This window comes from Pseudomonas sp. GCEP-101 (assembly GCF_025133575.1).
GTDB lineage: Bacteria > Pseudomonadota > Gammaproteobacteria > Pseudomonadales > Pseudomonadaceae > Pseudomonas > Pseudomonas nitroreducens_B.
Genome location: NZ_CP104011.1, coordinates 1,766,290 through 1,780,782 on the forward strand (window position 1 = coordinate 1,766,290; position 14,493 = coordinate 1,780,782).

10 protein-coding genes are annotated in these 14,493 nt (G+C 68.4%); 1 reads left to right on the plus strand and 9 read right to left on the minus strand.

Features of this window, described 5'->3' with window-relative positions:
• Positions 1 to 57: 57 nt before the first annotated feature.
• From N0B71_RS07975 to N0B71_RS08015, 9 genes are all read right to left on the minus strand, one after another.
• Positions 58 to 1,668 carry a 5-guanidino-2-oxopentanoate decarboxylase gene (locus N0B71_RS07975; RefSeq protein WP_259758216.1) on the minus strand — a complete coding sequence of 537 codons (1,611 nt, stop codon included), beginning with the start codon at positions 1,666 to 1,668 and terminating at the stop codon, positions 58 to 60.
• Positions 1,669 to 1,849: 181 nt separating this feature from the next.
• Positions 1,850 to 3,937: an acetate--CoA ligase family protein gene (locus tag N0B71_RS07980; RefSeq protein WP_259758217.1), complete on the minus strand. Its 2,088-nt coding sequence runs from the start codon at positions 3,935 to 3,937 to the stop codon at positions 1,850 to 1,852.
• A 192-nt stretch (positions 3,938 to 4,129) separates the two neighbouring features.
• Positions 4,130 to 5,290, minus strand: a complete 1,161-nt coding sequence (locus tag N0B71_RS07985; RefSeq protein WP_259758218.1) for an acyl-CoA dehydrogenase family protein — start codon at positions 5,288 to 5,290, stop codon at positions 4,130 to 4,132.
• A 17-nt stretch (positions 5,291 to 5,307) separates the two neighbouring features.
• Positions 5,308 to 6,096, minus strand: coding sequence for an enoyl-CoA hydratase/isomerase family protein (locus N0B71_RS07990; protein WP_259758219.1), 789 nt, complete (start codon positions 6,094 to 6,096; stop codon positions 5,308 to 5,310).
• Positions 6,097 to 6,591: 495 nt separating this feature from the next.
• Positions 6,592 to 8,019, minus strand: coding sequence for an amino acid permease (locus N0B71_RS07995; RefSeq protein WP_259758220.1), 1,428 nt, complete (start codon positions 8,017 to 8,019; stop codon positions 6,592 to 6,594).
• A gap of 450 nt (positions 8,020 to 8,469) precedes the next feature.
• The gene (locus N0B71_RS08000; protein WP_259758221.1) at positions 8,470 to 10,707 is read right to left on the minus strand and encodes an ATP-binding protein; all 2,238 of its coding nucleotides are present in this window, start codon (positions 10,705 to 10,707) and stop codon (positions 8,470 to 8,472) included.
• Positions 10,704 to 11,465 (minus strand): substrate-binding periplasmic protein, encoded by a 762-nt coding sequence (locus N0B71_RS08005; protein WP_442964671.1) that lies wholly within the window; start codon positions 11,463 to 11,465, stop codon positions 10,704 to 10,706. Before N0B71_RS08005 ends, N0B71_RS08000 begins: the two co-directional genes overlap by 4 nt.
• An 88-nt stretch (positions 11,466 to 11,553) precedes the next feature.
• Complete coding sequence (locus N0B71_RS08010) at positions 11,554 to 12,300, minus strand: response regulator (protein ID WP_259759506.1); 747 nt, start codon at positions 12,298 to 12,300, stop codon at positions 11,554 to 11,556.
• Between the two features lie 110 nt (positions 12,301 to 12,410).
• Positions 12,411 to 13,058: a TetR family transcriptional regulator C-terminal domain-containing protein gene (locus tag N0B71_RS08015; RefSeq protein ID WP_259758223.1), complete on the minus strand. Its 648-nt coding sequence runs from the start codon at positions 13,056 to 13,058 to the stop codon at positions 12,411 to 12,413.
• A gap of 293 nt (positions 13,059 to 13,351) precedes the next feature.
• On the opposite strand from N0B71_RS08015, the gene N0B71_RS08020 reads away from it, so the two are divergent.
• Positions 13,352 to 14,455, plus strand: coding sequence for a polyamine ABC transporter substrate-binding protein (locus tag N0B71_RS08020; protein WP_259758224.1), 1,104 nt, complete (start codon positions 13,352 to 13,354; stop codon positions 14,453 to 14,455).
• Positions 14,456 to 14,493: the final 38 nt, after the last annotated feature.

A 14,493-nucleotide genomic window follows, 5' to 3' on the forward strand; every position in this document is an offset into this window, starting at 1 on the left:
CATTTTGAGCCTGCTTTCAACGCAGCATGAGTAAGCGCAGGCAGGTATTGGACTGGCTCAGCGGGCGCAGGCGTGTTTCAACTCGATCAAGGTCACGCCCGGATGGGCGAAGCCGGCGCGCAGGTCGCGCTCCAGTTCGTCCAGGCTCTGCGGCTGGCGCATCTCGCAGCCGTAGGCGCGGCCGAGCAGGGCGAAGTCCGGGTTGCGCGGCAGCACGCCAATGGGCTCGATGTCCAGGCCGATCATGTCGTCGCGGATCTGCCCCAGCGCATCGTTGTTCCACAGCAGCACCACCAGCGGGCTGTCCAGCTCTTCGGTGGCGGTGGCCAGTTCCTGAGCGGTGTAGAGGAAGCCGCCGTCGCCGACCAGCACCAGGCCCGGACGCTCCGGCGCGCCGAACTTGGCGCCGATGCCGGCGGGCACGCCGTAGCCCAGGGTGCCGTAGCCGGTGGGGTGCAGCCAGCCGCGCGGCGCCTGGCTCGGGTACAGGTAGTTGGCGGTGTAGGCCAGCTGGGTCATGTCGCTGGCGATGAAGGCGTTGTCCGGCAGCACCTTGGCGATGCGCTCGAGGATCGACTGGTGGATCCGTTGCAGCGGCGCGTGGCCGGCGTCGATCTGCGCGCGCAGTTCGGCGATGCGCGACTGGGCTTTCGCGGCGTCGCGGGTCGCGCTCGGCAGCGCGGCGAGCAGCGCTTCGGCGGTGGCCCTGGAATCGCCCAGCAGCGCCACGGCGCTGGGGTAGAAGTCGTTGAACTTGCGCGAGTCGATGTCGACGCGGATCACCTCGCCACTGATCGGCAGGCGGTCGCGCCAGTAGTCGGTGTCGGCCATTTCGGTGCCGATGGCGAGCACCACGTCGGCCTCGGCGATCATGTCCCACCCGGCCTGGGTGCACAGCGTGGCGCCCGCGGACAGCGGCGCTTCCGGCGCCAGCAGGCCCTTGCCGGCGACGCTGGTGAACAGCGGCGCGGCCAGGCGTTCGCTCAGCGCGGCCAGGGCGTCGGCGGCATGCAGCGCGCCGCCGCCAGCGATGATCATCGGGCGCTGGGCGGCCTGGAGTTTATCCACAGCCTGCTTGAGCGCATCGGCGCTGGGCTGGCCACGGCCGGCGCGACGCACCACGTCGCGGGTCCAGTCGCGGGCGACGGGGTTGGCCAGCACGTCCAGCGGCACGGAGATGTGCACCGGGCGCGGGCGCTCGCTGTCGAACACGGCGTAGGCGCGGGCGATCAGTTCGGGCAGGTCCTCGGCGCTCAGAGCGACGGCCGAGAACGCGGTGATCGGCGCGGTCATGGCGCGCTGGTCCTGGGTCTCGTGCAGGCAGCCCCAGCCCTTGCCCAGGCTGGCGGTGTGGTTGACGCTGGAGATCACCAGCATCGGGATGGAGTCGGCGTAGGCCTGGCCGATGGCGGTGGCGGCGTTGGTCACCCCCGGGCCGGTGATGATGAAGGCCACGCCGGGCTTGCCGCTGACCCGCGCATAGCCGTCGGCCATGAAGCCGGCGCCCTGCTCGTGGCGGGTCAGCACGTGGCGGATGCCGCTGCCGGGCAGGCCGCGGTACAGCTCCAGGGTGTGCACGCCGGGAATGCCGAACACGGTGTCGACGCCGTAGTTGGCCAGCAGGCGCACCAGGGCCTGGCCGCCGGTGAGGGTTTTCTCGTTGTGCATGAACGATCTCCCGAAGTGTTCTTCGGCGGATAACCGCGAGCGGTTATTCGCCCTACTCGTTGGGGCCCACGCCGACTACCCGGCGTGCGCCGCTTTTGCTTTTCGTAGGAGCGAGCTTGCTCGCGAACCGAGCCCCAAAGCGGGGGGTGTTCGCGAGCAAGCTCGCTCCTATAGGTGCGTTTCATTCGGCGGTACGGATCAGCGCATCCACCGCCACGGCGCCGTCGGCGTCCGCCAGCAGCGGGTTGACGTCCAGTTCTAGCAGGGTGTCCACGTGCTCGCAGGCGTAGTCGGCGACCGCGCGGATGGCTTCCACCAGCGCGTCCAGATTCACCGCCGGGCGACCGCGGAAGCCGGTGAGCAGCGGCGCGCTGCGCAGGCTCAGCAGGGCATCGCGGATCGCCGCGTCGGTGGTCGGCAGCAGCAGGCTGCGGCTGTCCTTGAGCAGCTCGACGAGGATGCCGCCGGCGCCCAGCACCAGCGCCAGGCCGAAGCCGTTCTCGCGCTTGATGCCGACGATCAGCTCGGCCAGCGGCGGGTTGGCCATGCGCTCCAGCAGCACCTGGTCGAAGGACACGCCGGATGCGTGGCGGGTGATGTTCTCGCGCATGTCGAACAGCGCCGCTTCCAGCGCCGCCTCGTTGCGCAGGTTGAGCGCCACGCCGCCGGCCTCGGTCTTGTGCGGCAATTGCGCGCTGACCACTTTCAGCGCCAGCGGGAAGCCGACGTCGGCCGCCGCCTCGCGGGCTTGCGTCGGGGTGCTCAGGGCGGCGCGCGGCAGTGGCAGGCCAAAAGGTTTCAGCGCCTGCTTGGACTGCCACTCGTCCAGCAGCCGGCCGTCGCCGTCCAGCGCCTGCGGGCAGAGCGGCACCAGCGCGGCTTCGCCACGGGCCAGCAGCGCGTCGCGGCGCTGGCGGTAGTGGGCGATGCGGCCCCAGGCGGCGAGGCCGTCTTCGACCCCTTGCAGCGCGGCGACGCCACGGGCATGCAGCAGTTCGCGGGCATGTTCGGGCAGCAGCTCGGGCAGCGCGGAGGCGATGAAACCGACCTTGCCGTGGCGCTCCAGCGCGGCACAGTAGAGTTCCAGCAGCAGGTCGCACTGCGGGCGTTCGCCGGTTTCCTCGCCGGGGTAGTCCAATACCAGCAGCGCGGCATCCGCATCGGTCTGCAGGGCGCTGTCGAGCATGCGCTCGAGCGCCGGGCCGTCGCCCCAGATGGCGGTGGTGAAGTCCAGCGGATTGGCGATGTTGGCGTAGTCCGGCAGCACCTGGGCCAGCTCGGCGCGTTGGGCGTCGAGGAGCTTGGGCAGGCCCAGGCCGTTGCGCTCGGCGTAGTCGGCGATCAGCCCGGCGTCGCCACCGGAGCAGGCCAGCGCGGCCAGGCTGGGACCGGCCGGCAGGTTGCCGCAGGCGGCAGCCTTGAGGGTTTCGATGAAGCTGACCGGGCCGCTGACACGGATCACCCCGAGGCGGTCGAACAGCGCGTCGTACAGCGCGTCGGAACCGGCCAGCGAGCTGGTGTGGCTGAGCGCGAGCTCGGCGCCGATCTGCGATACGCCGGTCTTCAGGGCAATCACCGGGATGCCTCTCTGCAGCGCCTTGAAGGCGGCGCGGGCGAAGCCGGGGACGTTCTTCAGGCCTTCCAGGTGCAGGCCGATGGCGGTGACGCGCGGCTCGTCGAGCAGCACGTCCATCAGCTCGGCCACGCCCAGCTGCGCCTGGTTGCCCACCGAGGCCATGTAGGCAATCGGCAGCGAGCGGTCGCTCATGGACAGGTTGTAGGCGAAGTTGCCGCTCTGGGTCAGCACCGCCACGCCCTTCTCCACCAGGTGCCCGCCGTGGGCCACCGGCCACAGCGCGGCGCCGTGCAGGTAGTCGAGCAGGCCGTAGCAGTTGGGGCCGAGCAGGGCCATGTCGCCAGCGCTGGCCAGCAGGCGACGCTGCAGGGCCTCGCCCTCTTCGCCGGTTTCGGCGAAGCCGGAGGCGTAGCAGATGGCGCCGCCGGCATCCCTGGCGGCCAGTTCGGCGACGGCCTGAACGGTCAGGTCGCGGTTGGTGGCGACGAACACCGCGTCCGGCCCTTCGGGCAGCTCGGCGATGCTGCGCACGCAGGGCACGCCTTCGAGTTCGTCGTACTGCGGGTTGACCAGCCACATCGCACCCGCGAAGCCGCCCTCGGCGCAGCGCTTGAGCGCGCGCGCCATGCTGCGGCCGCCGATGAAGGCCAGGTGCCGGGGCGCCAATAGGCGCTGGAGGTTTTCTCTTTTCATGTCGGTCTCGGTACGGGGCGCTGCCCTCTCCCCCAGCCCCTCTCCCTGAAGGGCGAGGGGAGCTTTCGGGTCATCCTTCAGCGCAGGTGTCTGTCCACGCGCCTATTCGCTTTTGCCCCCTCTCCCTTCAGGGAGAGGGCTGGGGAGAGGGGCTTTCAGTACTGGCCCGTCGCCCCCAAATGGTGCCGAGAATCAGCGCAACAACGGCCGCAGCAGTTCGCGGGAAATGATGTGGCGCTGGATTTCCGAGGTGCCTTCCCAGATGCGCTCGATACGGGCGTTACGCCAGATGCGCTCGACAGGACCTTCGTCCATCAGGCCCATGCCGCCGAAGATCTGCACGGTCTCGTCGGCCACCTTGCCCAGCACTTCGCTGGCGAACAGCTTGGCCATGCCGGCCTCGCCGTCGGTCATGCTGCCGCGGTCCATCTTCCAGGCGGTGTGCAGGGTCATCAGCTCGGCGGCGCGGATCTGCGTGGCCATGTCGGCGAGCTTGAAGGAGATGCCCTGGTAGCTGCCGATGGCCGCACCGAACTGCTTGCGGTCGGCCGACCATTGCAGTGCCAGGTCCAGCGCGCGCTGGGCCTGACCGACGCAGTTGGCGGCGACCATCACGCGGCCGGCGGTGAGCCAGGCGTTGGCCACTTCCCAGCCCTTGTCGACTTCGCCCAGGACCTTGGAGGCCGGCACGCGGCAGTCGTCGAAGAAGATCTCGTAGGTGTGGTAGCCCTTGTTGCTCACGCATTTCGGGCCGCGGCGCACGGTCATGCCGGCGGTGCCCTTGTCCACCAGGAAGGCGGTCACGGCGTTGCGCTTCTTGCCGTTGCGCTCGAAGGTGTCGGTCACCGCGAAGACGATGGCGAAGTCGGCGTGGCCGGCGTGGCTGATGAAGTGCTTGGAGCCGTTGATCACGAAGTCCTCGCCGTCACGCACGGCGCGGGTCTTGATCGAGTTGGCGTCGGAGCCGGCGCCCGGTTCGGTGAGGGCGAAGCAGTCGATCTTCTCGCCCTGCACCACCGGCAGCAGGTAGTCCTGGACCTGCTGGCCCTTGCACGCCATGAGGATCTTCGAGGGGCGCGCAACGAACACGTGCAGCGCCCAGGAGACCTTGGACAGCTCGCGCTCGACCAGCGCCTGGGACAGGTAGTCCAGGCCGCCGCCGCCCACTTCCTCGGGCATGTTGAAGGCATAGAAGCCGGCCGCCAGGGCCTTGCCACGAATCTGCGCGGCCAGCTCCGGGGACACCGCGTCGGCGCGGTCCACTTCTTCCTCGTAGGGCAGCAGCTCTTTCTCGACGAAAGCCTTGACCGCCTCGACGAGCATTTCCTGTTCCTGGGTCAGTTGGAAATCCATCACATCACCTGCAGCCGTCAGCGGCCTTTGAATTGGGGGGAGCGTTTTTCGGCCACGGCGCGCAGCGCCTCGGCGGCATCTTCACTGCGGCCGCAGAGCAGGCCGGCGGCCTGTTCGGCCTCCAGTTGCTGGGCCAGGGTGCGGGCGGCGCCGTCGCGCATCAGGCGCTTGGTCTGGGCGAAGGCGAAGGTCGGGCCGGCAGCCAGGCGCGCGGCGAATTCACCGACCTGGGCCTGCAGCTGATCGTCCGCGACCACCTCGCCCACCAGGCCGGCGGCCAGGGCGCGCTCGGCGTTCCACAACTCGTCGAGGAACAGCAGGCGCTTGGCCGCTTCGCTGCCGATCAGGCGCGGCAGGTGCCAGCTGGCGCCGGCGTCCGGGCAGTAGGCCATGCCGGTGTAGCCGGCCTTGAAGCGTGCGGAGGCGGCGGCGATGCGGAAGTCGCAGCACAGGGTGAGGTCCATCCCGGCGCCGACGGCGGTGCCGTTGACGGCGGCGATGGTCGGCTTGTCCAGACCGTGCAGGCGGCGCATCAGCGCGTGGGCGGTTTCGGTCCAGCCGTAGGTTTCCAGTTCGCCACGGGCTTCGGCCTCGGCCCATTCGGCGAGGTCGGCGCCGGCGCAGAAGCTGCGGCCTTCGCCGCCGAGCACGATGACGCGCACGGCTTCGTCGGCCTCATGGGCATCGAGCAGGGCCAGCAGGTTCTTGAGCGTGGGGACATCCAGCGCGTTGCGCTGCTGGGGGCGGTTCAGGGTGATCCAGGCGATACCGTCCTGGACCCGGCTGAGCGGGGATGGCTGAGTCATGCTGCCCTCGTTCTTGTAGTCGTTTGCTGAGGCGATGAAGCGTTGGAGCCAATACTAAACACTTGTTCAGCAAGCCGGCAATCCACCCGAAAGGGGAGCTTGTAACGCCCGGCCAACCAGCGGGAAGGCCGCGCGGCGCGGGGGTTGAGGGGTTTTCCCAGGGCTTTCGCCGGGAGCTTGTTACAACTTCGAACAAACGTTCAGCAAGAGAGGGGGCCAGTGGTGTACCTGTAGGAGCGAGCTTGCTCGCGAACGGATTATCCGGCCGCTCTGGAGCTGGGCGGGTTCGCGAGCAAGCTCGCTCCTACGAAGAGCCGCAAAGCAAAAGAAAAAAGCCCCGCGATGCGGGGCGTCTTGTCAGGCAAAGGCAGGCTTGTAGGGCGCAAAACCTGGGACAGGTTATCCGCCGGTCCTGCGGCGGATAACGCTGGCGCGTTATCCGCCCTACGCAAAGCAAAAGCCCCGCGATGCGGGGCTTCTGTAGAGCGCGAAGGCTCAGCCGAGGCTCGGTACCGCCTCGTCGGTCAGCACCTGCCCACGCTTGCGCTTGAGCACGTAGTAGGCGACGTAGCAGGCCGCCATGAAGCCGAAGCCCCAGTACAGCGACGGTCGCTGGGTCGGGTCCAGGGAGAGGAACACGAACAGCGAGCAGCAGATCGCGATGCACGCCAGCGGCACCAGCGGGAACAGCGGCGCGGCGTACTTCAGGTCGGCCACGCTGCCGCCCTTGGCCATGTGCTCGCGGCGGAAGCGGTACTGGGCGTAGGCGATGACGATCCAGGTGACGGTGCCGGCCATGCCGCTCACCGCCATCAGCACCATGAACAGGGTGTCGGCGGCGACGATGCTGGTCAGCAGCGACAGCAGGGCGAAGGCCAGGCTGATCAGCAGCGCGTAGAGCGGCACGCCGCGGGCGCTGAGTTTCGATAGTTTGCGCGGCGCCATGCCGGTCTTGGACATGGCCCAGAGGATGCGCGTGGAGGCGTACAGGCCGGAGTTGCCCACCGAAAGGATCGCGGTGAGGATCACGAAGTTCATGAGGTCGGCGGCATAGGGGATGCCGACCATGTCGAACACCTGCACGAAGGGGCTTTCCATCAGCCCGGCCTGCTTCCACGGCACGATGGCGGACAGCACCACGATCGCCAGCACGTAGAAGATCAGCACGCGGAATACCACGTTGCGCACGGCGCGCGGAATGCTCTTCTCCGGCTGGTCGGTCTCGCCGGCGGCGACGCCCATGATCTCGCAGCCCTGGAAGGCGTAGACCACCGTCATCATCACCGCGAACACGGCGGACAGGCCGTTGGGGAACAGGCCGTCGCTGACCAGGTTGGACAGGCCCGGCGCGGCCGCCCCGCTGTTGAGGGGAATGGCGCCGAAGATCACCAGCAGGCCGACCACGATGAAGGCCAGGATGGCCGCGACCTTGATCCCGGAGAACCAGTACTCGGCCTCGCCGAAGGCGCGGGTGGCCAGGGCGTTGAGGGAGAACAGGACGACTACGAAGAAGCCCGACCAGAGCCAGATCGGCACCTCGGGGAACCAGCGGGTCATCAGCATGCCGGCGGCGGTGAACTCGAGGCCCACGGTGGAGGCCCAGCTCATCCAGTAGACCCAGCCGATCATGAACCCGGTGGCCGGGCCGATGAAGCGCGTGGCGTGGGCCTGGAACGAGCCGGAAACGGGCATCTGCACGGACAGCTCGCCCAGGCAGACCATCACCAGGTACATCAGCAGGCCCGCGACGAGGTAGGCGAGGATGGCGCCCATGGGGCCGCCGGAGCCAATGGTGACGCCCGAGCCCATGAACAGGCCGGTGCCGATCACCCCGCCCAGGGAGAGCATGAAGATGTGGCGGCTCTTGAGCGCGCGGGTCAGCTGGATCTTTTCGCCGCTGCCGGCGTGATGGGACTCAGACATGGCGCACCTCCAGGGAACGGCGGGCGCGGCGGAGCGGAACTCTACGTTGGATCATTATTGTTATCTCCAATCAATCAGAGGCCGTGGCTCGGGCACGGATGCCACCGGATTATTGGAAGGCGATGTAAGGCGCGGTTGTTCGCCAGGATCGAAGTTGTAGAAAGATGTAAGGATTTTGTGCAGGGCGCGCGGGGCGGGGGTTTCAGGGGATCTTTCAGTAGGAGCGAGGGGGCGCCCAGCCCTTGCTCGCGAACAGATTTCCCGGCGAGTCCAACGCTGGGCGGGTTCGCGAGCAAGCTCGCTCCTACAACATTTGGCGCTCCCTGCTACTGGAGTTCGTAGGGCGCCTGACGCGCCAGCGTTATCCGCCGCAGTCTCGCGAACAGTTCCTGGCAATGGAATCGAATTGTAGGAGCGCGCCATGCGCGCGATCGCGGGCATGGCCCGCTCCTACAGGGTGTTCAGCAACTCGCCGGCCAGGGTTCGTTCCTGTTCCAGTCGCGCCGCCCAATCGCCGGACAGCGAGCCCGCCAGCGCCGCCTGCTCCAGCTCGCCCAGGCGATCTCCCAGCCGACGCAAGCCCATCGACCGGCAACTGCCCGCCAGTCGATGCGCCAGGCTGGCCACCTCCAGCGCGTCCTCCTGGCGCAACGCCTCCAGCAGCAGCGGCCATTGCGCGTCGAGCAGCGCCCACAGGCTGGCGAGCAGTTCGTTGAGCTTGTGCTCACCCAGCAGGCGACGGTGGGTCTCGAGCACCTGGCGATCCAGCGGGCCGTCATCCGCCGCCTCGGGCAGCAGCTCCCAGGCCACGCCGGACAACGCGCGGCGCAGGTCGTCCAGGCGCAGGGGCTTGCCCAGCACGCCCTGCATGCCGGCCTCGAAATAACGGCGGACCATCCCCGGCTGCACGCTGGCGGTGAAGGCATGGATTGGCGTGGTGGCGTTGCGCCCGCCAGCCTGGGTGCGAATCGCCCGGCACAGGTCCAGGCCGTTCATGCCCGGCAGGTGCATGTCCAGCAGTATCAAATCGAAGCGCCGCGCGGCGGTGAGCGCCAGCGCAGGCTCGGCGTCGTCGGCCAGCTGCACGCGGTGGCCGTCGCGCTCCAGCAGGGCCTGGGCGACCTCGCGGTTGAGGGCAACGTCTTCCACCACCAGCACGTCCAGCGCCGGCGCCTGTTCCACGGCCACGCTGGCGTGGGGCACCACGCCCGGCGCCAGCGTGATCTCAAACCAGAAGGTGCTGCCCTCGCCTTCCAGGCTCTCCACGCCGATCTCGCCACCCATGGCTTCCACCAGCCGCTTGCTGATCGCCAGCCCCAGCCCGGTGCCGCCGTAGCGCCGCGCGACCTCGTCGCTGGCCTGGGTGAAGCGCTGGAAAATCTTCTCCTGCTGCTCGGCGGAGATGCCGATGCCGTCGTCGGTGACGCTGAAACGCAGGCGCTGCCCGGCCTCGCTGCCGTGCAGCACGGCGACCTCCAGCAGCACCTCGCCTTCCTCGGTGAACTTCACCGCGTTGGCCAGCAGGTTGCTCAGCACCTGGCGCAGGAACTGCTCGGCGCCGCGGCAGGCGTCCTGCACCTGCGGGTCGATGCGCAGGCGCAGGCAGGTGCCGTTGTCCTCGGCGCGCGGCTCCAGCAGCGTCACCACGTCGTCGAGCAGGCGGCGCAGGGAGAAGTCCACCGGCTCCGGCTGGCTGGCGCCGTCCTCCAGCTTGGCGAAGTGCAGCACCTCGTTGAGGATCGCCAGCAGCCCCTCGCCGGCGGTGGACAGTGCCTGCAGGCGGCGCCGGTCCTGCTCGCCCAGGGCCGCGGCGCGCAGCAGCTCGGCCATGCCGAGGATGCCGTTGAGCGGGGTGCGGATCTCATGGCTCATGGTGGCGAGGAAGCGGCTCTTGGCGCGGTTGGCGGCCTCGGCTTCCTCCTTGGCGCGGCGCAGGCTGGCGGTGCGCCGTTCGACCCGCCGCTGCAGCTCGTCGCGCTTGCTCTGCAGGGCCGCGCGGTCGGCCTCGCGGCGGCGCAGCTCGGCACGCAGGGCGCGGCGCAGGCCATCGAGGGCATCGGCGACGGTGTCGATTTCGTCCTCTTCGCCTGAGCGTTGCTTGTCCAGCGCCAGCTCGGTGCCCAGGTCGCCACCGGTCAGGCCACGCACGAAGTCGGCCATGGTGCGCAGGTGGCGCGTCACTAGGCTGTGGAACAACCAGCTCAGCGCCACCGCCAGGCCACAGACGAACACCCCCATCCACAGCAGGCTGGCCAGCCCGCCGTGGAGCAGGCGCCGGTAGACAGCGCCCAGGTCGATGCTGACTTCCAGCTCGCCCAGCTCGCGGCGCTCGCCGTCCGGCGGCTGGAAGGCCAGGGCGTAGTGCTCGACACGGAACGGCCCGCGCTGCTCGTCGGCCTCCTGCACCAGGTTGAAGTCGGCGCTGCGCAGGCGCACCTGGGCGATGTCGGGGAAGTCGGCCAGGCCGCGCAGCTGCACGTTGAGCTGCTCCTGGTTGAGGTCCCACAGGCTGCGCTCGAAGCTGGCGAGGTAGCCGACGCGGATCAGCTCCAGGCGCGTGTCGATGTCGCGCATCTCCCGGCGGTATTCGAAGTACAGCTGCACCGCGCTGGCCAGCACGGTGAAGCACAGGCTGAACAGCAGCACGCGCAGCAGCAGGCGCCGCGCCAGGCCGCCGGGCAGCCTCAACGCGGCACCCCGTCGCCGGCGAGCAGGGCACGGTAGTCCTGCTCGCTCTGCTGCAGCCAGCGGGCGATGCTGCCGTCGTCCACGCGCTGCTGGAGCACCGCGTCGATCTCGTCCATCCGCGCGGCCAGCGGCGAATGGCGGGAGACGGCGATGCGCAGGTAGTCCACCGTCAGCGGCCGCGGCAGCGCGGCGATGTCCTGACCGCCGGCGAGCTGCTCGACGAACAGCGCGCCGGTGCGGCGCTCGTAGGCAATGAAGTCGATGCGCTGGCGGATCAGCTTGCCGAAGTTCTGCCGGCTGTCGGAGACCCATTCGACGTTGCCGTGCTCGGCAACGAGGCGGTCGAACGCCGGCCCGTAGCTTTCGCCGAACAGCAGCCCGCCGCGGTACCGGGCGAGGTCGCCGAGCTGATCGAAGCGCACCGGCTTGCGGCGGTTGTAGAAGATCGCCACTTCCTCGCGCAGCACCGGCACGCGGGAGAAGAGCAGGCCGTCGTCGCGCTGCGGGGTCTGGTAGGCGAGCACCACGTCGACGCGGCCCTCGGCGGCGTCCAGCAGGCAGCGCTTCCAGTTGCCCAGCACCACGGTCTGTACGTCGTAGCCCAGCTGGCCGAGCACGCTGCGCACGGTCTGCGGCGCCAGGCCGCGCACGTCGTGGCCGTCACTCCAGGAGATGGGCGGGTAGACGGGGTAGTCGCAGTAACGCAGGGGTTGGGCGGCGTGGGTGATGGTGCAGAAGAGCAAAGCCAGGAAATACAGAAGGAATCGGAGCGGGGGCTTCCCTCTCCCTAACCCTCTCCCTGAAGGGAGAGGGGACTGTTCCGCGCCCCCTGAAATCATCGATAACTCAGGCGTCGGCAGGCGTGGCGGTGAACAGGTAGCCGGCGCCGTGGATGGTGATGATCAGCTCGGGCTCGGCGGGGTCGTCGCGCAGCTTGCGGCGCAGGCGGCCGACCAGGACGTCGATGGAGCGGTCGTTGGGCAGCCACTCGCGGTTGCGGATCTGGTCCATCAGCTGGTCGCGGCTCAGGGTATGGCCGGTGTTGCGCAGGAACACGCAGAGCAGCTGGAACTCGCCGTGGGTCAGCGGGGTTTCGCTGCCGCCGGCGTCGATCAGGCGGCGGCGGTCCGGGTCCAGCGTCCAGTGGGCGAAGCGCTTGTGGTTCTGCCGGCTGGGCGGGGTGGACACGGCGGCGGGTTGGCGGGCGTGGCGCACGCGACGGATCAGGTTCTTCGCGCGGGACACCAGTTCGCGGGGGTTGAGCGGCTTGATAACGTAGTCGTCGGCGCCGCATTCCAGGCCGACGATGCGGTCGATGTCGTCGTTGCGTCCGGTAATCAGGATGATGCCGACCTCCGAACGCACGCGCAGCTCGCGGGTCAGGGTGAGGCCGTCCTTGCCGGGCAGGCGGATATCGAGCATCACCAGGTCGATGGGCTGTTCGGCCTGCGCGGCTTCGGCCAGCGTCGCCTCGGCCTGCTCGGCGGTGCCGGCGCACAGCACGTCATAGCCTTCCTCGCCGAGGTAGGCCTGGAGGAGCTCGCGAATCACCGGATCGTCGTCGACGATCAGTACACGGGAAGTCATCGCAATACCCTGCTGAAGCCGCCGCTCGTGGCGGGGCCATTCTTGTTATGCGTGGAGGTAGAGCTGTAGGAACTGTCCTGCAGATGGCGGCAGGTTACCGTCCGCTGAACATTCGATCAACAGACTCCCGACGCCCGACAGAAGCGCTGCCGGCCGCCGTGCTGGAGGCCATCCACCCAGGCTTCGCAGATCTGCACGCCCTGCTCCGGGGTAAAGGTATTGGGATTCAGGCCCGACTCCAACCACAGCCCGTCGAGTAGCGCGCTGAGGGCAATCGCAGCCAGCTCCGCATCGAAATCGGCCCATTCCTGCTCCTGCGCCAGCTCGTTCAGCGCCTGCGCCAGTAAGGCGCGGTACTCCCCGTAGGAATGGTCGTGGGCCTTGTTGATTTCCTCAGCCGTCTTCACCGCGCCCCAGAACGCCAGCCAGGCATCCAGCAGTTGCGGGTCGAGCAGCTCGGCGCTGAACGAGGCGCGGAAGAACGCCGACAGCCGCGCGCGGGCATCCGGCGCCGCCTCGGCGATGGCCTCGCGCAGCAGCTGCATGACGCGCCCGGTGACGGTCAGGTAGGCCTCGGCCACCAGCTCGTCCTTGCCCGAATAGTGGTGGTTGATCAGCCCCACCGAGACCCCGGCCTCGGCGCAGATCTTGCGGATGGAGGCGCCCTGGAAGCCGTGGCGCTTCAGGCACGCGAGGGTGGCCTCGATCAGCAATGCCTTGCGCTGCTCCGGCTCCAGTCGGGTAAAGCGGACTTCCTCGTTCATGCCTGGCTCCTAAGGTTTCAGGTGGCCAATCTGAACGATTGTTCGACAGGATGCCAGCGCCAGGGGCCGTTGACGCTTCGCCACGGCCACGACGATGCGCGCTCACGAGGGGTGGCGTGGGCCGTTAGTCGTCCCTTCGGGTTGCGCGATGTTTCGCGGCAACGCGGCTCGCATCGAAACGCCAGCAGCCCCTTACCTACCCGTTCGGGGAATGGTCCGGGCGGCGCCCCTGGTCGAGAGTGGCGCTATCCGCGAATTTGCCACTCCATAACAAGATCACAGGTGGGACTGACATGCAGAAAACGCTCGCAGCAGTACTCAGCGCGGCGCTGGCGACCTTGCCGGCACTGGGGCACGGGGAGGACGCCGACAGCGCGAAGACGCTGCGGCTGTACAACTGGTCCGACTACATCGGCGAACACACCCTTGCCGATTTCGAGAAGCAGACCGGCATCAAGGTGGTCTACGACACCTTCGACTCCTACGAGACGGTGCAGGGCAAACTGCTGCCCGGACGCTCCGGCTACGACCTGGTGGTGCTCAACGCCGCCCTGGTGCCGCCGCTGCTCAAAGCGGGGGTCTTCCAGCCGTTGGACAAGTCGAAGTTGCCCAGCTGGAACAACCTCGACGCGGAGGTGCTCAAGCACCTGGACCACTACGATCCTGGCGTGAAGTACTCGGCGCCCTACACCTGGGGCAGCAACGGCATCACCTACAACATCGAAAAGATCAAGCAGCGCATGCCCGACGCGCCCATCGGCTCGCTGGCGATGCTGTTCGATCCGAAGATCGTGTCGAAATTCGCCGATTGCGGGGTGACCATCATCGATTCCCCCACCGACGTGATCCCGCTGGCCCTGGCCTACCTCAAGCGCGACCCCAACAGCGCGCTGCCCGAGGACCTCAAGGCCGCCCAGGACCTGCTGCAATCGATCCGCCCGTACATTCGCAAGTTCGATTCCACCAGCTACCTCAACGGCCTGGCCAACGGCGACCAGTGCATGGCGATGACCTGGTCCGGCGACTACGCCACCGCCCAGGCCCGCGCCGACGAAGCCGGCGCCAAGGTCAAGCTGGGCTACTTCGTGCCCAAGGAAGGCTCGCTGATCTGGTTCGACGACTTCTACATCCCGGCCGACGCGCCGCACGTGGAAAACGCCCACCGGTTCATCGAGTACATGCTGCAGCCCAAGGTGGCCGCCGGCGTCGCCGACTACATCCGCTACGCCTCCAGCAATGCCGCCGCCACCCCGCTGCTGGCCGCCGAGGTGCGCAACGACCCGGCGATCTACCCCGACGCCGAGACCCGCGCCCGTCTGTTCACCCAGAAGGTGCAGAACCCCAAGGCCACCCGCCTGATCACCCGCACCTGGAATGCGGTGAAGACCGGGTCCTGAGTTCCACTCATTCAAAAGCCCCCTCTCCCCAGCCCTCT